We start from the raw sequence: 20,482 nt of genomic DNA, 5'->3' as shown, positions 1-20,482 counted from the left end.
TCGGAGCGAGGGGTTTCACACCCCTCGCGCTCCCCGTGGAGTATTTCCGAAGGAGCAATGCAAATTTTAGTCGAATTGTCGGGGCCGGTCAGTGCAGCCCGAGTTCGGCCAGGGCCTGCGCCAGTTTCGGCGGCAATGCATCGTCCTTGGCACGGCCCTTGGCCAGGTCGCGGGGGGACTCTTTCGGGTCGAGGTAGCGCCAGCCCTGGAAGGGGCGGCGGGGGGCGGCCTCGGTGCGGATGACCTCCTGGTCGAGGATGAGCGCGCAGCGGGGAATGCCGTCGGCGAGGGTGACTTCCTGCAGGTCCATGATGCGCTGGCGGCAGAGGATCACCCCTTTGATCACCCAGTAGAGCGAGCCTTCCAGCACCTCGGCCTCGCGCTTCGGCCACATGCGGGTGACGTGGATCGCGCGGCCCTCGGGCCAGTGCGGGCGCTGGCTGGTCTGCCAATCCGTCAGGTCCTCGACCGAGTCGGCGCCGACGCAGAGTTTCAGGAGGTTGATCATGCGCCGATCATAGGCCTTGTGGCGGGGGGTTCAAGTTGACCAGAGGGGGGCAGGGGCGTATCTTGGGCCTTCCGCCGACTTATCCACAAGAGACAGCCGCCATGTCGCGATTCGATACCGCCATCGCCGAACAGATCTGGGACATGAAGTACCGCTTCAAGGAGGCGGACGGCACGCCCATCGATGCTTCGGTCGAGGACAGCTGGCGGCGGATCGCCCGGGCTTTGGCGGAGGTCGAGGCGGACCCGGCCAGGTGGGAGGAGGAGTTCTACGCCGCGCTGGAGGGGTTCAGGTTCCTGCCCGCAGGGCGGATCACGGCGGGGGCGGGGACGGGGCGTCAGGTCACGCTCTTCAACTGCTTCGTCATGGGAACGGTCCCGGACACGATGGCGGGGATCTTCGACAGCCTGAAGGAAGCCGCGCTGACCATGCAGCAGGGCGGCGGGATCGGCTATGATTTCTCGACCATCCGCCCGCGCGGGGCGCCGGTCGCGGGGGTGGCGGCGGATGCCTCGGGGCCGTTGTCGTTCATGGATGTCTGGGACGCGATGTGCCGGACGATCATGTCGGCGGGCTCTCGGCGCGGCGCGATGATGGCGACGATGCGCTGCGACCACCCGGACATCGAGGCCTTCATCGAAGCGAAGAAGGACCCCGCGCGCCTGCGGATGTTCAACCTGTCGGTACTGGTGACCGATGCCTTCATGGCGGCGGTCAAGGCAGACGGGCCGTGGGAGTTGGTCTTCGGCGGGCGCGTCTACAAGACGGTCGAGGCGCGCGACCTGTGGAACCGGATCATGCGGTCGACCTTCGACTATGCCGAGCCGGGGGTGATCTTCATCGACCGGATCAACGCGATGAACAACCTTGGCTACGCCGAGACCATCGCCGCCACCAACCCCTGTGGCGAGCAGCCGCTGCCGCCCTATGGCGCCTGCCTCTTGGGCTCGATCAACCTGCCAACGCTGGTGAAGGGGGCCTTTGAGGAGGGCGCCGCGATGGACATGGGCGCGCTGGACCGGCTGGTCCGGGTCGCAGTGCGGGCGATGGACAATGTCGTCGATGCCTCGCGCTTTCCGCTGCCGCAGCAGGCGCAGGAGGCGCAGGCCAAGCGGCGGATCGGCCTCGGGGTCACGGGGCTGGCGGATGCCCTGCTGATGGTCGGGTTGCGCTATGGGTCGGAGGAGGCGGCGAAGGTCACGGAGCAATGGATGCACGCCATCGCGCGGGCGGCTTACCTCGCCTCCGTCGATCTGGCGCAGGAGAAGGGGGCGTTTCCGCTGTTCGAAGCGGAGGGCTATCTCGCCGGTGGCAACATGGCCCAGATGGACAAGGATGTGCGCGAGGCGATCCGTAAACACGGCATCCGCAACGCTTTGCTGACGTCCGTCGCACCGACCGGAACGATCTCGCTTTACGCCGGCAACGTCAGTTCCGGCATCGAGCCGGTCTTCGCCTATGCCTACACCCGGAAGGTGCTGCAGAAGGACGGCTCGCGCACCGAGGAGGAAGTGGTCGACTATGCCGTCCGGTTGTGGCGCGAGAAGCATGGCGATGCGCCCTTGCCCGACCATTTCGTCAACGCCCAGACCCTGCCGCCGCTCGACCATGTGCGGATGCAGGCGGCGGCGCAGAAATGGGTCGATTCCAGCATTTCCAAGACGATCAACTGCCCGCCCGACATCAGCTTCGATGCGTTCAAGGAGGTCTACATGGCCGCCTGGGACCAGGGCTGCAAGGGCTGCACGACCTACCGGCCGAACGATGTGACCGGCTCGGTGCTGACGGTCAGCGAGAAAGCGGATACCCCGGTCGCCGCCCAGCCGGTGACGGGGGGCGAGGTGGTGTATCTCTCCGACCCGCTGGACCGCCCGGCGGCGCTGGAGGGGCAGACCTACAAGGTGAAATGGCCGGGGTCGGAGCACGCGCTGTATATCACCATCAACGACATCGTCATCGCGGGGCACCGGCGGCCCTTCGAGGTGTTCATCAACTCGAAGAACATGGAGCATTTCGCCTGGACCGTGGCCCTGACCCGGATGATTTCGGCGGTGTTCCGGCGGGGCGGGGATATTTCCTTCGTGGTGGAGGAGTTGAAGGCCGTCTTCGACCCGCGCGGCGGGGCCTGGATGGAGGGGCGGTATATTCCGTCCATCCTCGCCGCCATCGGCGGGGTGATCGAACGCCACCTGATCGACATCGGCTTCATCGAGGGCGAGGGGCTGGGCCTGAAGTCCGACCCCAAGGCCGAGGTGCTGCGGGTGGGCGAGGCCCCGCGCGGGAAGGCGTGCCCGGCCTGCGGGAGCTATGATCTGCGGATGGTGGAAGGGTGCCTGACCTGCGGGTCGTGCGGGCATTCTAAGTGCGGGTGAGGATATCTTAACATTCTGCGTGACAGAGTCTGTGTGATTTGGTATCTGTAACGCGTCACGTGACTGTTGACTGCGGCGCGCATTGATCGTCATGTGGCTGGATGCTGGACCCAGATAGAATCCGTAGTCGAGATCTGAAACGCCTAGTCGAAAAGGGCGATGCGTCAGGGATTCGGCCAGACTGGATTCCAAAGGTGAAGCGCATCTTGGCTGCTTTGAACGTTGCCGTGTCGCCGGACGAATTGAATCTTCCCGGCTATGGCTGGCACAAGCTGAAGGGAGACCGGGACGGCACGTTTTCCGTCCTCGTTTCGAAGAACTGGAGATTGACGTTCAGATGGGACGAACATGGTCCCTATGACGTCGAACTAGAGGACTATCATGGAAAGTAGGGCAGGCGAGTTGGGTTTCGAACCTCCGCACCCGGGGGAGTATATCAAGGAAGATATCCTTCCGGCGCTGGACATGAATGCAACCCAGTTGGCCGAACACCTGGGTGTTTCCAAGCAGACCGTCTCCAACATCCTGAATGGAAAGCGCCCGATTTCGACGGACATGGCGGTGCGTTTGGGTAAGGCGTTCAGGAACGGTGGGCGGTTCTGGCTGGCGCTTCAGATGCAGCACGATCTTTGGCACGCCGAGCGGAAGGGCGGCGCACCGGTCAAGCCCATCGACTGGAGCGACGACCGCGCCGCCTGAGCGCTTATCTCACCCCATTCGCCCGCGCGATGAAATCCACCAGATGGGGCACATAGTCCTCCGGCCCCGCCCCACCTTGCGCCACCGCCACCGCAAAGCTGTTCTTCGCCGCGCTGGCCATCGTGGTGGTGACGGTCGCGGCGTTGGCCATGCTCTCCAGATAGCGCAGGTCCTTCCAGGCGTTCGAGAGGGTGAAGCGGTGGGCCTCGCGGTTGCCTTCCAGTGCGTAGCCCATGAAGGTCTGGTAGAAGCCGCAGTCCATCCGTCCGCCCCGGATCACGCTGTCGAACCTGGCGGTGGAGATGTCGGTCTTCGCGGCCAGCGCCAGCGCCTCGGCGTAGATCGCGGCGTAGCCGAGCGAGAGGAAGTTGTTCAGAAGCTTCATCCGGTGCCCGTCGCCGACCCCGCCGATGTGGACGATCTTCGCGGCCCAGGTGGCGATGACGGGGCGGATGCGGGCGAAGACTTCGTCGGTCGCGCCGACCATGCAGTCGAGTGTGCCCTCCCAGGCCTCTTTCGGGGTGCGGCTCAGGGGCGCGTCGGCGAAGTGGACGCCGCGCTCGCCAAGGTCGGCGGCGAGGCGTTCGGTCACGGTCGGGTCGGAGGTGGAGCAGTCGACGATAACGCTGCCGGGTTTGAGGTGCGGGGTCATCCTTGCCACGGCCTCGGAAACTTGCGGCGAGCCGGGGAGGGTGAGGAAGATGATCGTCGACCGGGCGGCGAGGTCATCGAGGCTGGCCTCCGTCGCACCCCTGCCGATCAGTTCATTGACGGCCGCGCGGTGACGGTGGGTCGCAACGGTCAGGGGGTAGCCCTTCTCGACGATGTTCTTCGCCATGCCGTGGCCCATCAGGCCCAAGCCGACGAAACCGATGCTCTCTTGGGTCATGGCGATCTCCTTTGGTCGCAAGAGTGCGGCAGCCGCCTCGGGTTGACAATCCATGCCGCGACGGGCGCAGTGGGGGCGGTCCAAGAGGGAGACGAAGATGTTCCGCGCGCTGGTTCTGGAGAAGGAAGGCGATGCCGCCGTGGCCCATGTCCGCGAGCTGGAGGATAGCGCGCTGCCCGCAGGGGATGTGACGGTGGCGGTCGAGTATTCGACGCTGAACTACAAGGACGGGCTGGCGCTGTCGCCCTCGGGCGGAGGGATCGTGCGGAGCTGGCCGCATGTGGCGGGGATCGACTTTGCCGGGACGGTCGAGGCGTCTTCGGATGACCGCTACAAGCCGGGCGACAAGGTGGTGCTGACCGGCTGGCGGGTGGGGGAGGTGCATTGGGGCGGCTATGCCCAGAAGGCACGGGTCAAGGCGGATTGGCTGGTGCCCTTGCCCCCGGGCCTGACGACGCGGGCTGCGATGGCGGTGGGGACGGCGGGGTTCACGGCGATGCTGGCGGTGATGGCGCTGGAGGAGCATGGGCTGGCCCCCGACAAGGGCGAGGTTCTGGTGACGGGCGCCTCCGGCGGCGTGGGGTCGGTGGCGGTCGCGGTGCTGGCGCGGCTGGGCTACCAGGTCGCGGCGGTGACGGGGCGGGCGGAGACAGAGGGGTATCTGCGCGGCCTCGGGGCCTCGCGGATCGTGGCCCGCGAGGAACTGGCCGAGGTGGTGAAGCGGCCGCTGGAGAGCGAGACTTGGGCGGGCTGCGTTGATGCCGTGGGGGGAGCGATGCTGGCGCGGGTGCTGGGGCAGATGAAACACGGCGGCTCGGTCGCGGCGGTGGGGCTGGCGGGAGGGGCTTCGCTTCCCGCCAGCGTGATCCCGTTCCTGCTGCGGGGGGTGAACCTTCTGGGGATCGACTCCGTGACGGTTCCCTATGAGCGGCGGGTGCGGGCCTGGGGGCGGGTGGTGTCGGACCTGCCGATGGAGAAGCTGGAGGCGATGGTGCGGGTGGTGGGGCTAGGGGACCTGCCTGCCTTGGGGGAGGCGATCCTGAAGGGGGGCGTGCAGGGACGGGTGGTGGTGGATGTGAACGGGTGAGGGCCTCTGTCCACGGTGGACATTTCTGGACTATGATTGGATTACAACGGGTTGGGCGTGGGCGTTAGGGGTTTGTTAAGGGGGCGGAACGAGTTTCAGCCGTCGGCATGCAGTTGGCAGAATGGTGTATGACGCTTCCGCCCGACATTGGCACAGTTCTTCCATTGAAAGAAGCGAGATGCTTAGTATGATGTTCACTATCCTTAGTATGGCGGAGACTAGGAACAGTGAGTACCGAAAGAGACGACAGCTGGCGTACCCTAAGGTTTCAGGCAGCAGACCTTTTCACGCCATCTAGCCCGGTTTCAACCACCGAACTGTTTGCCGGTCGCTCAAGGGAGATCGAAAAGCTAACGGAGGCTGTCGCTGAGCGAGGACGGCACGCGATCCAATATGGTGAGCCGGGAGTAGGAAAGACATCCCTAGCTAAGCTACTTCAGTACTTTGTTCCGCGTGGCCTCAAGAAAGTACAGTACATACGGAAAGCAGTTGTCAGTACTGATACATTCACGTCGATTTGGTCATCAGTTTTCCAGAGTATTCGCTTTTCAGCGATCCGCGACGGGATCGCGCAAGAGTACACAGTATCGGATTTGTATCCAAACAACATCGCCCCATCGGATGTTGTAAGAGAGTTGTCGTATTTTGGGGAAACTGTAATCCCTATCATCGTAGTTGATGAGTTTCAGCAACTTCGTGATGCAGAAGCAGCTCGCCTTATGTCGGAAACAGTGAAAGCGGTATCCGATGAGGGTTTAGCTGCAACCATCATAGTCGTTGGGGTCGGCGACAATGTGGACGAGTTGGTCAGGGGACACAGTTCAATTGTGCGGTGCTCCGAAGAAGTATTGATGCCGCGAATGACTACAAGAGAAATGCAAGAGCTTTTAGATGTTCGGGTTGGGCAACTCGGCATGAAGCTTGAAGGCGATGCGAAATGGAAGATCATTGGTCTTTCCAAGGGGTTGCCATCATTCGCTCACGCGCTGGGGAGATCATCAGTATACTCGGCCATTGATCGAAGGCACATGACATTGCAAGAGAGCGATGTAGACATCGGAATTAAATCTACTATTGAAAGCTCTCAGCATACATTGAAGAGTACTTACGAAACTGCGACAAATAGCAATCAGGCGCGCGCCCGCTTTAGGCAACTGATTACGGCTTGCGCGCTCGCAAAATCCGACCCAAGCGGCTGGTTCACGCCAAAAGATGTTGAGGAACCTTTCTCTGGGATCGTCGGAGAGAGAAGGACAATTGAACACTTCAACGGAAACCTTAAGGAGTTCGCATCTGACAGACGTGGCAATATACTTCATGTAAAGGGATCAGAAAGGAATTTTCGTTTCCGATTTTCTGAACCAGCAATGCAACCGTTTGTCTTGATGAAAGGTGTTGCAGAAAATCTTATTGATGAGAAGGCGATGAACGTTCTCTCTTCAAAAGAGCAGGGAGAGTTGTTCCCCACTTGAGATCGCGTGAATCGGATACGGACGTTGCTGAACGATTCGGAATAATCGCCCGGAATCAAGGGTGTAGGCCCGCCGGGCCGCGCCCTCCCTCCCCCCGGGACGGCGCTTTGGGACGGCGGTCGGTAGAACTGCGGTAGGAGGGGGTGAACCATAAAGTGCTTCGCTCAGGCGTTGCGGCGCCCTCCCGAGGGAGGGTGCGGCCCTTTCGTTGCGCGGAGTGGTGGGCCGGGTAGTTGGCAGATTGCCTACCCTACGTGGTTGGGCGGGGGTTAGGGTGCGGGCCGAGTGGTGCGCCATGAATGCGCACCCTACGGGAGTCGGGCTGAAGCCCGACCTACGGCGGGGGCGGGGTGGCGGGTCGTGGAGAGTCGGGGCGGGGACCGAGATGCGGCGTGGGGGGCTGTTGACTCCCCCGGTTCCCCCTGTATAAGCCCGCCAGTCCCGGAAGCGATTCCGGGGCTTTTCATTGGTGTTGGTGGCCCCCGCGAGGGGATGCCTGTCGGGCCGCAAGGTCAAAGGACAACGCCCTTCGACAACATAGAAGGAGATCAGCGGTGACCAAACGCACCTCTGCCAAGTACAAGATCGACCGCCGGATGGGCGAGAACATCTGGGGCCGTCCGAAGTCCCCGATCAACAAGCGCGAGTACGGTCCGGGCCAGCACGGCCAGCGCCGGAAGAACAAGCTTTCCGACTTCGGTACGCAACTGCGCGCCAAGCAGAAGCTGAAAGGCTACTACGGCGACCTGACCGAAAAGCAGTTCCGCAAGATCTATGGCGAAGCGGAACGGGTGAAGGGCGACACCGGCGAGATGCTGATCGGCCTCTTGGAGCGCCGTCTGGATGCGGTGGTCTACCGCGCCAAGTTCGTGCCGACGATCTTCGCGGCGCGCCAGTTCGTGAACCACGGCCATGTGCTGGTGAACGGCAAGCGCGTCAACATCGCGTCCTATCGCGTGTCGGAAGGCGACGTGATCCAGGTCCGCGAGAAGTCGCGCCAGATGGCGGCGATCGTCGAGGCCATCGCCCTGACCGAACGCGACGTGCCGGACTATCTGGAAGTCGACAACAGCAAGCTGACCGCGAAGTTCGTCCGCACTCCGGGCCTGGGCGACGTGCCCTATCCGGTGCAGATGGAACCGAACCTGGTCGTGGAATACTACGCCAAGAACTGATCCTGTGGTGCGCTGTAGCGCACCCTACGATCCGGGGGCCGCGCCGCGAGGGTGCGGCCCTTTTCGTTTCCAGCAAAGGAGGCCGCGATGACCCAAACCGTTCATGCCCGGATCGAGCCGTCGGGAGAGGTTGCGTCTGAGAAGTGAGTATTTGGGCCAAGAGGAATGCGGAATTCCTCTTGGCGGAAATACTCCCGCGCGGAGCGCCTTCTGACGCAGCCGGTGCGGCGAAAGGTTCTGGCCTTGCGCGCGGCGGGCGGGTAAACGGGGCCTCGACACCCGGGGGCCATGATGAACGACCAGATCAAGCCGCAGCCAGGCATCCTTGACATCGCCCTTTACGAGGGCGGCAAGGCGCATGTGGCGGGCGTGGCCAATGTGGTGAAGCTGTCGTCGAACGAGAACCCGTTCGGGCCGTCGGACAAGGCCAAGGAGGCGTTCGGGCGGACCGTCCACAGCCTGCACCGCTACCCGGTCACCGACCACGCCGACCTGCGCGCGGCGATTGCCGAGGTGCATGGGCTGGACGCCGCCCGCATCATCTGCGGGGCGGGGTCGGACGAGATCATCACCTTCCTCTGCCAGGCCTATGCCGGGCCGCGCGACGAGGTGGTGTTCACCGAGCACGGCTTCCTGATGTACCGGATTTCCTCGCTGGCCGTGGGCGCGACCCCGGTCGAGGTGCAGGAGCGCGAGCGGACGGCGGATGTCGATGCGATCCTTGCGGCCTGCAACCGCCGGACAAAGCTGGTGTTCCTTGCCAATCCGAACAACCCGACCGGCACGATGATCTCGGCGGCGGAAATCGCCCGGCTGGCCGAGAGCCTGCCGCCGCAGGCGCTTCTGGTGCTGGACGGGGCCTATGCGGAATATGTCGAGGGCTATGACGGCGGTGCGGCACTGGTCGATGCGCGCGACAACGTGGTGATGACGCGGACCTTCTCCAAGGTCTACGGGCTGGGCGGGTTGCGGATCGGCTGGGGTTATGGGCCGAAGCATGTCATCGACGTGCTGAACCGGATCCGGGGGCCGTTCAACCTGTCGACGACTCAGCTGGAGACGGCGGAGGCCGCCGTGCGCGACCAGGAGTTCGTGGCCAAGTGCCGGTCCGAAAACACCCGGATGCGGTCGTGGCTGGCCAATGCTTTGGCCGAGATCGGGGTGCCCTCGGACACCTCGATGGCCAACTTCATCCTGGCGCGTTTCGCGAGCCAGGACGAGGCCGAGGCCTGCGATGCCTTCCTGCAGAAGCAGGGGCTGATCGTGCGCCGGGTGGCGGGCTACAAGCTGCCGCATTGCCTGCGGATCACCATTGGTGATGAGGCGTCGTGCCGTCAGGTCGCCCATGCGGTTGCGCAGTTCAAGGGTGTGAAATGATCTATCCGCGCGTCGCCCTGATCGGCCTGGGGCTGATCGCGTCCTCGATGGCCCATGCGATGCGGGCGGGCGGGCTGGCCGGTGAGATCGTGGGCTATGCCAAGTCGGCGGAGACGCGGGCAGTGGCGAAGGAGCTGTTCTGCGACCGGGTGACCGACAGCGCCGCCGAGGCGGTGAAGGGGGCGGACCTCGTGGTGCTGGCGGTGCCGGTCGGCGCGATGGAGGCGATTGCCGCCGAGATCGCCCCGCATCTGAAGTCGGGGGCGACAGTGACGGATGTGGGGTCGGTCAAGCAGGCGGTGGTAGATGCGGTGGCGCCGCATGTCCCGGCGGGCGTGCATTTCATTCCCGGCCACCCGTTGGCAGGGACCGAATACTCCGGGCCGCGCTCGGGCTTTGCGACACTGTTCCAGAACCGCTGGTGGCTGCTGACCCCCCTGCCCGACACCGACGCTGCCGCGATTGCGCGACTGCGGGGGTTGCTGGAAGCCATCGGCGCCAACGTCGACGTGATGGATGTCGAGCATCACGACCTGGTGCTGGCGGTCGTCAGCCATGTGCCGCACGCCATCGCCTATACGATGGTGGGGGTCGCCGACCACATGCGCCGCGTGTCGCAGTCCGAGGTCATCAAGTATTCCGCCAGCGGTTTCCGCGACTTCACCCGGATCGCGGCCAGCGACCCGACCATGTGGCGCGACGTGTTCCTGACCAACAGGGAAGCGGTGCTAGATATCCTTGGCCGCTTCGCCGAAGAGCTGTTCGTCTTGCAGCGCGCGATCCGCATGGGCGACGGCGACCATCTGCACGCCTATTTCACCCGCACCCGCGCCATCCGCCGGGGCATCATCGAGGCCGGGCAGGACACCGCCGCGCCGGACTTCGGGCGGGCTGCGCCGCCCGCGAAAGAGGGCTGAGGCCGGTGCGGGCGGCATTTCTGGCGCTGGTCGTCTGTCTGGGGCAGGGGGCATTCGCGCAGGAGATCGACCGCTCTCCCCTGCCGCCGCCGAATCCGCGCCTGCTTGTCGAGGTGCCTGCCGATCCGACCGTTTCAGCCAAGGCCGAGGTTGCGGACCCCGAAGCGGTACTGGCGGAAAGCGTTCTCGCCAGCTCGCTGCGCCCGGTTCCCCGCCCTCGCACCCTGACCGAGGGCCTTGCTGCACTGAAGGCGGCGTCGAACGCGCCGGGGCTGGACCTGTCGGGGAAAGTCCCGGACGACGACATCGACCTTGCCGCGATGCCGCCGCTTTCGAAGAAGGAAGAGCGGAAGAAGAAGCGCGAGGCGGCCTCGAAGAAGGGGTCGGTCTGCGGTGTCGCCTCGATCAAGGGCGAGGAGATCGCGCCGATCACGTCGAAGGTGAAGGGTTGCGGGGTCGAGGATGCGGTGGCCGTTACCTCCATCGCCGGGGTCAGGCTGTCGCAGACAGCGACGGTCGACTGTTCGATCGCCAAGGCGCTGGACCGCTGGGTCGAGGAGGTCGCGCAGCCTGCCTTCAACGGCAACCTGGTCGAGATGCGGGTGGCGGCGCATTACTCCTGCCGCAGCCGCAACAACATCAAGGGCGCGAAGATCAGCGAGCATGGCAAGGGCCGCGCCATCGACATCGCGGCTTTCGTGCTGTCGAACGGCAAGAGCCTGACCGTGGCGGAGAACTACAACAAGCTTCTGCGGCGGATCTACAAGGCCGGGTGCGGGTATTTCATGACGACGCTCGGCCCCGGATCGGACGGATATCACGAGGACCATTTCCACTTCGACACCTCGGCCCGGAAGGGCGGCGCCTATTGTCGTTAGAGCGATGGGCTCTTTGCTGAAGCGTGATCGGGACGATCGGACACAGACCAGATTAAGTCCAAGAATTTTCTAGAAAATTCTTGGACTGACGGTCGGGCGGGGCAAGCCTTTCTCTGTCCTAGCCGGTCGGCGGGACCATCCTTGGCGCGGGGCCAAGCGGGAAGGGGCCGAAGCTCATCTGCCCGTCGGCAAGGGTCAGCTTCAGCGCAAGCACTGTAAGGTCCGGCGACTGCGATGCCAGCGCCTGCATGCCCCTGGCGATGGTCGGCGCCATCTCGGGCTTGACCACACCGGCAGCGACGAGGATGGCGGGAAGGCGGTCCCAGTTGGTGACTTCCACAAGGATGTCGCCCGCGGCGAAGCCCTGGTCGTCCGCCTCGATCAGGCCCTTGGCGGTCAGCGCCAGCTTGCCCCAGGCGGCGTTCAGCTGGTTGACCTCGATCCGCGTCAGGTAGGGCTTCGTCTCGCCGACATGGCGATCAAGCGGGGCGGAGAAGCCGAGGTAGACGCTGCCCCACAGGCTTTCAACGGTGTCCGGCAGGTCCGATTGCGGCAGGTCGGGGATTGCCACCGCCCTGACCCTGGCGACGAAGGCCGGGTCGGGGGTCAGGGGGGCAAGGTCGAAGCCCAGCTCATAGCCCGCATCGCCCAACGCCGGATCGGCGCGCAGGCCCAGGGTGAATTCGCCCAGCCCAAGGGTCCAGCCCTGCTGCGACTTCAGGCCCAGCGAGGCACCGGCCAGCCGCACCTCGGCCAGCGGCAGGTCGGTCGAGGGCGCGGCGCGCAGGCTGGCTTTCAGGTCCTCGGAGGTCAGGGCAATCACGTCGTCCGGCACGAAGACCGTTTGCTCGGGCGGGAAGGCGGCGATGATGTGCCAGGGCTTCCAGGTCATCGCGAAGACCTGGACGAAGGGGGCTTTCCACCCGAAAGCCGCATCCAGGTCGGCCAGGTGCAGCCCGTCCACGGTAAGGTCCCAGCGGTTCGGGAAACCGGCCACCGTCACCCCGGTATTCTCGGCAACCAGTCCTTGCGCAGAGGCATCCGCGAACCAGCCGTTCACCCCCTTGCGCACGGCGTTCGAGCCGACGAACCAGTAGCCCGACCACAGGGCCACCAGCGCGACCATCAGGAACAGAAGCTTGCGCATGGTGCGGCCCTTTTCATTGCCTCTTCGCCGGTGTTTACAGGGTGAAAGGCAACAGGACCAGTCATGCAGGAACCGCTCTGGGTCTTCGGCTACGGATCGCTGATCTGGGACCCCGGCTTCCCGGTCGCGGAACGCCGCATCGCCACGCTGGACGGCTGGCACCGCAGTTTCTGCATGCGGTCGATCCACCATCGCGGCACGGTGGAAGACCCCGGCCTCGTCCTCGCGCTGGACCGGGCCGAAGGGGCCAGCTGCACCGGCGTCGCCTTTCGCGTCGCTTCCGGTGAGGAAGCGGCCACCCTCTATGCGCTGCGGGAACGCGAACTGGTCTCCTCGGCCTATCTGGAGATGACCCTGCCCGTCACCACAGAGGCCGGGCCGCTGGACGCGCTGGCCTATGTCATCGACCCCGACCATGTGCAGTATTGCCACCTCGACCCCGAGGAACAGGCCCGGATCATCGCCACGGCCACCGGCGGGCGCGGGCGGAACCGGGACTACCTCTGGTCCACCGCCGCCCATCTGGCCGAACTTGGCATCCGCGACCTCGATCTCGACTGGCTGGCCGACAGGGTCCGCCGGCTGACCTGACCTTTTGCTTGGCACCCTGCCGCATCCTGCTAGACTCGGGGCCAAGGCAGGGAACCAGAGGGCAGCATGTCCCAGACAGAGCACCGGAGCGCGGTCTCGACGACCTTCTCGCAGCCGATCCGGGCGATCACCACCATGCTTCTGGTCTGCATCCTGGTGGGCGCGGGGGCCTGGTTCATTCACGGCACGGTGCTTGGCATCCTGCACACGAACCCCGTCCTGAACGGCGTCATCGCCTTCGTCTTCATCGTGGGCGTGCTGTCCTGTTTCTGGCAGGTCTGGATCCTCGCGCAGTCGGTCTACTGGATCGAGAACTTCGTGCGCGGCACGCCGGGGACCGAGGACATGGTTCCGCCGCGCCTGCTGGCACCGCTCGCCGCGCTCTTGCGGTCGCGCTCGGCGCGGATGTCGATCTCGGCCTCTTCCTCGCGGTCGATCCAGGAGTCCGTTGTCCAGCGCATCGACGAGGCGCGCGACATCACCCGCTACCTGATCAACCTTCTGGTCTTCCTCGGCCTTCTCGGCACTTTCTGGGGACTGGCCACGACCGTCCCCGCCGTGGTCGAGACCATCCGCTCGCTGGCCCCACAGGAAGGCGAAAGCGGGCTCGACGTGTTCGGAAAGTTGATGGGGGGGCTGGAAAGCCAGCTTGGCGGGATGGGGACGGCGTTTTCCTCCTCGCTTCTCGGGTTGGCCGGATCGCTGGTGCTGGGGCTGCTGGAGCTGTTCGCGGGCCACGGCCAGAACCGCTTCATCCGCGAGCTGGAGGAATGGCTGTCGTCGATCACCCGGCTTGGCTATGCGGGCGATGGTGAAAGCGCCGACCAGAACGCGCTGGGCCTTCTGGTCGACCACATGGCGCAGCAGATGGAGGAATTGCAGGCGCTGCAGGCGCAGACCGAGGCGAACCGCTATGCCTCCGAGGCGAAGATCACCGAACTGGTCACGGTGATGACCCGGCTGACCGAAAAGATCGACGCCGAGAAGGGCCAGCCCGCCTTGCTGCGCCGGATCGCCGAGGGGCAGGAAAAGTTGCTGGCGGTGCTGGAGGCGACCGAGGGCGGCACGGCGGACCCGGAAAGCCGGATGCGGTTGCGGTCGATCGACGTGCAGCTGCTGCGCATTCTTGAGGAAATGTCGGCGGGGCGGCAGGAGACGCTGACCGACCTCAAGACCGACATCGCCCAGCTGACCGCCGCGATCCGCCAGCTGGGCCGCAGCGCCGGGCGGGCGTGAGATGGCCTATTCCCGCAGCCGCCGCGACAGCAACCTGATCTGGCCGGGCTTCGTCGATGCGGTGACGACGCTTCTGATGGTGCTGATGTTCGTGCTGACCATCTTCACCGTGATGCAGTCGGTCCTGCGCGACACGATCACGACGCAGGACACCGAACTGTCGTCGCTGACCTCGCAGGTGGCCCAACTGGCCGATGCTTTGGGGCTGGAGCAGGCGAAGGCCACCGACCTTGAAGCGCAGGTGGCGCAGCTGAAGGCGGGGCTTGCGACGGCACAGGCCGAGGGTGAGCGGCAGGCCGGAGTGATCGCCACGCTGACCGCCGACCTGACGGCGCGCGAGGGTGAGCTTTCGGCGGCGAGGACGCGGATCACCGATTTCGAGGCGCAGGTTGCGGCGCTTCTGGTCGAACGCGACAAGGCGCGGGGCGATGCCGAGCGCCTTACCGCCTCGGTCGCCGATCTGGAGGCGGCAAAGGCGAAGCTGGTCTCGGAGGGGGAGGCGATGACGCTGGCGCTGGCCAAGGCGCGGGAAGAGATCGACGCCGGGGCCGAGGCCGCCCGTCTTGCCGCCGCTCGCCGCGAGGCGCTGGAGGCGCTGCTGGCCGAAGCGAAAGCCAAGGGTGCGACCGACGCCGCCGCGCTGGAGGCGGCGAAGGCTGAGATCACCGAGGGCGAGGCGGCGCGGCTGGCGGATGCGGCCGCGCTTCAGGCCCTGCGCGACCGGCTTGCCGGTTCGGACACCGAGCTGACGGCGATGACCCTGGCGCTGGAGGCGGAACGGAAGAAGGCCGAGGAGACCCTGACCCTGCTGGCGGCGGCCCGGACCGAGGCCGCGAAGGGGGCGACCGAGAAGGATGCGGCGCTCTCGGCAGCCGAAACCGCGCTGCTGGCCGAAAAGGACAAGGTGCTGGCGGCGGCGCGGCAGGTGGAGTTGCTGAACCAGCAGGTCGCGGCGCTGCGCAGCCAGCTCGGCAGTCTGCAAGCCCTGCTCGACGACGCGAAGGCCCGCGACGAGGCGGCGAAGGTGCAGCTCGATTCGCTGGGCAAGGACCTGAACACCGCGCTGGCGCAGGTGGCGGCGGAACAGCGCAAGCGGGCGGAGCTGGAAGCGGCGGAGGCCGCGCGGCTGGAGGCTGAGAACAAGGACCTGGCCCGCTTCCGGTCGGAGTTCTTCGGGCAGCTGTCCACGCTGTTGCAGGGGCGCGAGGGCGTGCGGGTGGTGGGCGACCGTTTCGTCTTCTCGTCGGAGGTGCTGTTCAATCCCGGTTCTGCCGATCTGGCGCCGGAGGGTCGCGAGCAGATTGCCGGGGTGGTGCGTATCCTGGACGAGGTGCGGGCCGAGATCCCGCCGGGGATCGACTGGATCATCCGGGTCGACGGGCACACCGACAACGTCCCCATCGCCCCCGGCGCGGCCTTCGCCGACAACTGGGAGTTGAGCCAGGCCCGCGCACTGTCGGTGGTGCGCTACATGCAGGACGAGCTGGGCTTCCCGCCCGACCGGATGGCGGCGACGGGCTTCGGCGAATACCGCCCGGTGGCGGCGGGCGACAGCGAGGCGGCGCGGGCGCAGAACCGGCGGATCGAGTTGAAGCTGACCGAACGCTGACACACCAGATGGTGACTGCGTGGGGGGCGTTTCCGTGCTACCTTCGGGCACGAAGTCGTTGCTTGCAGTCGATGCCACTGGGACGTTCCGGGGCAGGACAGGCCCCCGGCGCCCCCCGAACGGGAGGAAGCTCGATGCCGAAGACGATCGGAAATCCCTTGTCCTGGACGATGGGCGCGCTCGGGTCCGCCGCCGGATATGCGACGGTGGTCGTCGCCCCGGCCCGCGAACACGCGCCGCCAGTGACCCGGCCCCTGGTGATGGGCGACCTGCGGACCGCCCTGCGGAAGGGCTGGGAGGATCTGGCGGCGATGCGGTCGGATGTGATGTTCGCCTGCATGTTGTATCCGCTGATGGGGGCGGTGCTTCTGGGCCTCGCGGCGCAGGGGTCGATGACGCACCTGCTGTTCCCGGTCCTTTCGGGCTTTGCCCTGGTCGGGCCGGTGGCCGCGCTGGGGCTCTATGAACTCAGCCGGAGGCGGGAGGCGGGGATGGAGGTGAGCTGGGCCTCGATGTTCGAGGTGCTGCGCTCGCCCCGGTTCCCGCGGATCGTGATGCTGGCCTTGTTCAACGGGGTGATCTTCCTCGCCTGGCTGCTGATCGCCGATGCGATCCATGCGGCGACGCTGGGGCCGGAGCGGCCTGCGAGCCTGATGGCGCTGCTGACTGCCGCCGTGACGACGCCGGAGGGGTGGGCGATGACGATCATCGGGACCGGAGTGGGGTTCCTGCTGGCGGTGGCGGTGCTGGCGGTGTCGGTGGTGTCCTTCCCGCTGCTTCTGGACCGGGACGTGAGCCTGCCGGTCGCGGTGACGACCTCGGTCCGGGTCGCGCGGGAGAACCCGCGGGTGATCGCGGCCTGGGGGCTGATCGTCGCGGTGGGGCTGGCGGTCGGCATCCTGCCGTTCCTGCTGGGGCTGGTCGTGGTGCTGCCGGTGCTGGGGCATGCGACCTGGCATCTGTACCGGGCGGCGGTGGTCTGAGCCTGTCCACGGTGGACAGAAAATTCGGGTGAGCGATTTCAATGGGTTGCGCGCGGACGTTCAGGATTTGTTGACGTTTGCTCGCGGCAACCCCCCACCCCCAGCCCCTCCCCACGAGGGGGAGGGGAGGCGCTTGTGGTGGCGTTCGGGCCTGGAAGGTCGAGGGTGCGCCGGTGGAAGCCGGGGCCTCCGGCGGGGATATTTGGGCAAATGTGAAAGGGCTTTGGGGGCGCTGAGGCACGGGCGCCGCAAAGGAAGACCCCCGCCGGGTGAGGGCGGGGGCTTCGTCGTCGGGCTGTCTTACTCCGCCGTCAGCAGCGGGGGCTTCTGGCCGGTGAGGCGGGGTTTCGCGGGTTCCTCGATGTCGAGCACGATGGCGTCGTCCTTGACCTTCACCCGCACCAGGCCGCCCTTGACCAGCTTGCCGAAGAGAAGCTCCTCGGCCAGCGGCTTCTTGATGTATTCCTGGATCACCCGCGCCAGGGGCCGCGCGCCCATCTTGTCGTCGTAGCCCTTGTCGCCGAGCCAGGCGGCGGCTTCGGGGGTCAGCTCGATATGGACGTTGCGGTCCAGAAGCTGGGCTTCCAGTTGCAGCACGAATTTCTCGACCACCTGCATGATGATCTCTTTCCCCAAGGGGGCAAAGTTGATCACCGCATCCAGGCGGTTGCGGAATTCGGGGGTGAAGGTCCGCTCGATGGCGGCGGTATCCTCACCCGTGCGGCGTTCGCGGCCGAAGCCGATCGCGGCTTGGCTCTGTTCGCGCGCACCCGCGTTCGAGGTCATGATCAGGATCACGTTGCGGAAATCCACCGTCCTTCCGTTGTGGTCGGTGAGCTTGCCGTGGTCCATCACCTGCAAGAGGATGTTGTAGACATCCGGGTGGGCCTTTTCCATTTCGTCCAGCAGCAGGACGCAATGCGGGTGCTGGTCGACGCCATCGGTCAGCATCCCGCCCTGGTCGAAGCCGACATAGCCGGGCGGCGCGCCGATCAGGCGGGAGACGGCGTGTTTCTCCATGTATTCCGACATGTCGAAGCGGATCAGTTCCACCCCAAGGCTGGAGGCAAGCTGCTTCGCCACCTCGGTTTTCCCCACGCCGGTGGGACCGGCAAAGAGATAGTTGCCGATGGGCTTTTCGGGCTCGCGCAGGCCGGCACGGGCCAGTTTGATCGCCGAGCAGAGCGCCTCTACCGCCTTGTCCTGGCCGAAGACCACGCGTTTCAGCGTTTTCTCCAAGTCGCGCAGGGTTTCGGCGTCGTCCTTCGAGACGGACTTGGGCGGGATGCGGGCGATCTTGGCGACGACGGCCTCGATCTCCTTCAGGCCCAGCGTCTTGCGGCGCTTGGATTCCGGGACCAGATGCTGCGCGGCCCCGGCCTCGTCGATCACGTCGATGGCACTGTCGGGCAGCTTGCGGTCATGGATATAGCGGGCGGCCAGTTCCACCGCCGACTTGATCGCCTCGTTGGTGTAGCGCAGGTCGTGGTGTTCCTCGAAATGCGGTTTCAGGCCCATCAGGATCTTGATCGCATCCGGCACCGAAGGCTCGTTCACGTCGATCTTCTGGAAGCGGCGGGAGAGCGCCCGGTCCTTCTCGAAATGCTGGCGGAATTCCTTGTAGGTGGTCGAGCCCATGCAGCGCAGCTTGCCGCCCTGCAGCGCGGGTTTCAGCAGGTTCGAGGCATCCATCGCGCCGCCGCTGGTCGCGCCCGCGCCGATGACGGTATGAATCTCGTCGATGAAGAGGATCGCGTCGGGATGATCCTCAAGCTCTTTCACCACGGCTTTCAGCCGCTCTTCGAAATCGCCCCGATAGCGGGTGCCAGCCAGCAAAGCGCCCATGTCGAGCGAGAAGATCGTGGCCTTCGACAGCACCTCGGGCGTTTCGCCCAGCACGATCTTGCGGGCGAGGCCTTCGGCGATGGCAGTCTTGCCGACGCCGGGGTCGCCCACCAAGAGCGGGTTGTTCTTGCGGCGGCGGCAGAGGACCTGGATCGCGCGCTCCACTTCGGGCTCACGCCCTATAAGGGGGTCGACGTCGCCCTTGCGGGCCTTCACGTTCAGGTCGACGCAGTATTTCGAAAGGGCGGATTCCTTCGCCTCCCCGGCCTCGGCCTTGGGGGTTTCCTGTTCCTCGGCACCCTGCACCGGGCGGGCCTCGCCATAGGACGGGTCCTTCGCCACGCCATGCGCGATGAAGTTGACCGCGTCGTAGCGGGTCATGTCCTGTTCCTGCAGGAAATAGGCGGCGTTGGATTCGCGTTCGGCGAAGATCGCGACCAGGACGTTGGCGCCGGTCACCTCGGTGCGGCCGGAGGATTGGACATGGATCGCCGCGCGCTGGATGACGCGCTGGAAGGCGGCGGTGGGGACGGCTTCGCTGCCTTCGACATCCGTCACCAGGGTGGACAGATCGTCGTCGATGAAATCGGTCAGGGTCTTGCGCAGATCGTCGAGGTTCACCGCGCAGGCCTTCATCACGCGGGCGGCGTCGGGTTCGTCGATCAGGGCCAGCAGCAGATGCTCCAGCGTGGCAAGTTCGTGGCGGCGCGAGTTGGCCAGGGCCAGTGCGCTGTGGATTGCCTGTTCAAGCGTGGTCGAAAACGATGGCACTTCAGTGCTCCTGTTCCTGCTGGTCGGAGGGGCGCCAGGGCCCGATCCAACCGTGGCCTCATACTGCTTAAAGTTCGGTTTTCCTTGCCGCACTTCAAGCGCAATCTTCCAGATTTTGGGGTTTCCCCCGGTCAGTCACGCCATTTGTGATACAGTCGGCCTAGAACTTGTCTTTTCTGGCCCGAATTTCGGCGAATACCGTGACATCGTCGGCATCTGGGAGGCCGACCGCTGCCTTGAGCGCGGGCAGGTGGGCCCGCAGGTAGGGGTTCGTGTCCAGCTCGACTTGCAGCGGGACCGGAACGGTGGGGATACCCTTGGCGCGCTTCTCGGCGACCTCGGTTGAGCGAGAGATAAGCAGCGGATTGTCCGGTTCAAGGGTGGCGGCGAAGCGCAGGTTCGACGCGGTGTATTCGTGGCCCGAGCAGATCAGGGTTTCGGGGGGAAGGGCGGCCAGTTTCTGCAGGCTGGCGTGCATCTGGCGGGCGGTGCCCTCGAAGAGCCGACCGCAGCCCCCGGCCATCAGGCTGTCGGCGGTGAAGGCAAGGCGGCTGTCGGGGAAATGGAAGGCGATGTGGCCGATGGTGTGGCCGGGGACCTCGATCACCCGGGCGAATTCGCGGCCGAGGGAGAAGGAGGAGTGTTCATCGAGCGCGAGGTCGAGGCGGGGCAGGCGGTGCGCATCGGCACCGGCGCCGAGAACCATCGCCCCGGTCTGGGCGCGCAGGGTGTCGACGCCCTGGATATGGTCGTCGTGGTGGTGAGTGATCAGGATGTCGGTCAGCCGCCACTGGTGGGCGTCGAGCGCGGCGAGGATGGGGCCGGGTTCCGGCACGTCGATGACGGCGGTCTGGCCGGTCTCGGCGTCGTGGATGAGGTAGGCATAGTTGTCGGCGAGGCAGGGGACGGTGACGAGGTCGAGCATG

The 20,482-nt window shown here is 65.5% G+C and carries 18 protein-coding genes; 13 read left to right on the top strand and 5 right to left on the bottom strand.

Annotated features, from left to right (window positions below; translation table 11 throughout):
- Positions 1-88: 88 nt before the first annotated feature.
- Complete coding sequence (locus ACE3P6_RS20790; protein WP_374398330.1) at positions 89-508, bottom strand: DUF1489 family protein; 420 nt, start codon at positions 506-508, stop codon at positions 89-91.
- Between the two features lie 101 nt (positions 509-609).
- Between ACE3P6_RS20790 and ACE3P6_RS20785 the strand changes: the two genes are divergently transcribed.
- The 3 genes from ACE3P6_RS20785 to ACE3P6_RS20775 all read left to right on the top strand — a co-directional run bounded on the left by ACE3P6_RS20785 (position 610) and on the right by ACE3P6_RS20775 (position 3,579).
- Positions 610-2,880 carry an adenosylcobalamin-dependent ribonucleoside-diphosphate reductase gene (locus tag ACE3P6_RS20785; RefSeq protein ID WP_374398329.1) on the top strand — a complete coding sequence of 757 codons (2,271 nt, stop codon included), beginning with the start codon at positions 610-612 and terminating at the stop codon, positions 2,878-2,880.
- A 101-nt stretch (positions 2,881-2,981) separates the two neighbouring features.
- Complete coding sequence (locus ACE3P6_RS20780) at positions 2,982-3,272, top strand: type II toxin-antitoxin system RelE/ParE family toxin (RefSeq protein WP_374398328.1); 291 nt, start codon at positions 2,982-2,984, stop codon at positions 3,270-3,272.
- Positions 3,262-3,579: a HigA family addiction module antitoxin gene (locus ACE3P6_RS20775; RefSeq protein ID WP_374398327.1), complete on the top strand. Its 318-nt coding sequence runs from the start codon at positions 3,262-3,264 to the stop codon at positions 3,577-3,579. The genes ACE3P6_RS20780 and ACE3P6_RS20775 overlap by 11 nt, the downstream gene beginning before the upstream one ends.
- A gap of 4 nt (positions 3,580-3,583) precedes the next feature.
- Here the strand turns inward: ACE3P6_RS20775 and ACE3P6_RS20770 are convergent, their stop codons facing one another.
- Positions 3,584-4,468 carry an NAD(P)-dependent oxidoreductase gene (locus ACE3P6_RS20770; RefSeq protein ID WP_374398326.1) on the bottom strand — a complete coding sequence of 295 codons (885 nt, stop codon included), beginning with the start codon at positions 4,466-4,468 and terminating at the stop codon, positions 3,584-3,586.
- Positions 4,469-4,565: 97 nt separating this feature from the next.
- On the opposite strand from ACE3P6_RS20770, the gene ACE3P6_RS20765 reads away from it, so the two are divergent.
- The 6 genes from ACE3P6_RS20765 to ACE3P6_RS20740 all read left to right on the top strand — a co-directional run bounded on the left by ACE3P6_RS20765 (position 4,566) and on the right by ACE3P6_RS20740 (position 11,374).
- Positions 4,566-5,555, top strand: a complete 990-nt coding sequence (locus tag ACE3P6_RS20765) for an MDR family oxidoreductase (RefSeq protein WP_374398325.1) — start codon at positions 4,566-4,568, stop codon at positions 5,553-5,555.
- Between the two features lie 227 nt (positions 5,556-5,782).
- Positions 5,783-7,027, top strand: a complete 1,245-nt coding sequence (locus tag ACE3P6_RS20760; protein WP_374398324.1) for an AAA family ATPase — start codon at positions 5,783-5,785, stop codon at positions 7,025-7,027.
- Between the two features lie 554 nt (positions 7,028-7,581).
- Positions 7,582-8,202: a 30S ribosomal protein S4 gene (gene rpsD / locus ACE3P6_RS20755; protein WP_374398323.1), complete on the top strand. Its 621-nt coding sequence runs from the start codon at positions 7,582-7,584 to the stop codon at positions 8,200-8,202.
- A 291-nt stretch (positions 8,203-8,493) separates the two neighbouring features.
- A complete protein-coding gene (gene hisC / locus ACE3P6_RS20750; RefSeq protein WP_374398322.1) occupies positions 8,494-9,579 on the top strand; it encodes a histidinol-phosphate transaminase in 1,086 nt (361 codons plus the stop codon).
- The gene (locus ACE3P6_RS20745; protein WP_374398321.1) at positions 9,576-10,496 is read left to right on the top strand and encodes a prephenate/arogenate dehydrogenase family protein; all 921 of its coding nucleotides are present in this window, start codon (positions 9,576-9,578) and stop codon (positions 10,494-10,496) included. The genes hisC and ACE3P6_RS20745 overlap by 4 nt, the downstream gene beginning before the upstream one ends.
- 5 nt (positions 10,497-10,501) lie before the next feature.
- Positions 10,502-11,374, top strand: a complete 873-nt coding sequence (locus ACE3P6_RS20740) for an extensin family protein (protein ID WP_374398320.1) — start codon at positions 10,502-10,504, stop codon at positions 11,372-11,374.
- Between the two features lie 118 nt (positions 11,375-11,492).
- On the opposite strand, the gene ACE3P6_RS20735 is transcribed toward ACE3P6_RS20740, so the two are convergent.
- Positions 11,493-12,521, bottom strand: coding sequence for a DUF2125 domain-containing protein (locus ACE3P6_RS20735; protein WP_374398319.1), 1,029 nt, complete (start codon positions 12,519-12,521; stop codon positions 11,493-11,495).
- A 63-nt stretch (positions 12,522-12,584) separates the two neighbouring features.
- On the opposite strand from ACE3P6_RS20735, the gene ACE3P6_RS20730 reads away from it, so the two are divergent.
- From ACE3P6_RS20730 to ACE3P6_RS20715, 4 genes are all read left to right on the top strand, one after another.
- A complete protein-coding gene (locus tag ACE3P6_RS20730; protein WP_374398318.1) occupies positions 12,585-13,112 on the top strand; it encodes a gamma-glutamylcyclotransferase in 528 nt (175 codons plus the stop codon).
- Between the two features lie 66 nt (positions 13,113-13,178).
- The gene (locus tag ACE3P6_RS20725; protein ID WP_374398317.1) at positions 13,179-14,348 is read left to right on the top strand and encodes a biopolymer transporter ExbB; all 1,170 of its coding nucleotides are present in this window, start codon (positions 13,179-13,181) and stop codon (positions 14,346-14,348) included.
- A gap of 1 nt (position 14,349) precedes the next feature.
- Positions 14,350-15,957 (top strand): peptidoglycan -binding protein, encoded by a 1,608-nt coding sequence (locus ACE3P6_RS20720; protein WP_374398316.1) that lies wholly within the window; start codon positions 14,350-14,352, stop codon positions 15,955-15,957.
- A 134-nt stretch (positions 15,958-16,091) separates the two neighbouring features.
- Positions 16,092-16,940, top strand: coding sequence for a DUF2189 domain-containing protein (locus ACE3P6_RS20715; RefSeq protein WP_374398315.1), 849 nt, complete (start codon positions 16,092-16,094; stop codon positions 16,938-16,940).
- Positions 16,941-17,240: 300 nt separating this feature from the next.
- Here the strand turns inward: ACE3P6_RS20715 and clpA are convergent, their stop codons facing one another.
- On the bottom strand, positions 17,241-19,556 hold the full coding sequence (gene clpA, locus ACE3P6_RS20710; RefSeq protein ID WP_374398314.1) for an ATP-dependent Clp protease ATP-binding subunit ClpA: 2,316 nt from the start codon (positions 19,554-19,556) through the stop codon (positions 17,241-17,243).
- Positions 19,557-19,716: 160 nt separating this feature from the next.
- Positions 19,717-20,481, bottom strand: a complete 765-nt coding sequence (gloB, locus tag ACE3P6_RS20705) for a hydroxyacylglutathione hydrolase (RefSeq protein WP_374398313.1) — start codon at positions 20,479-20,481, stop codon at positions 19,717-19,719.
- Between the last annotated feature and the right edge of the window lies 1 nt (position 20,482).

The organism is Tabrizicola sp. (genome assembly GCF_041911175.1).
GTDB lineage: Bacteria > Pseudomonadota > Alphaproteobacteria > Rhodobacterales > Rhodobacteraceae > Tabrizicola.
Note: the sequence above shows the minus strand (reverse complement) of the source record. Positions and strands in the feature narration are given on the sequence as shown.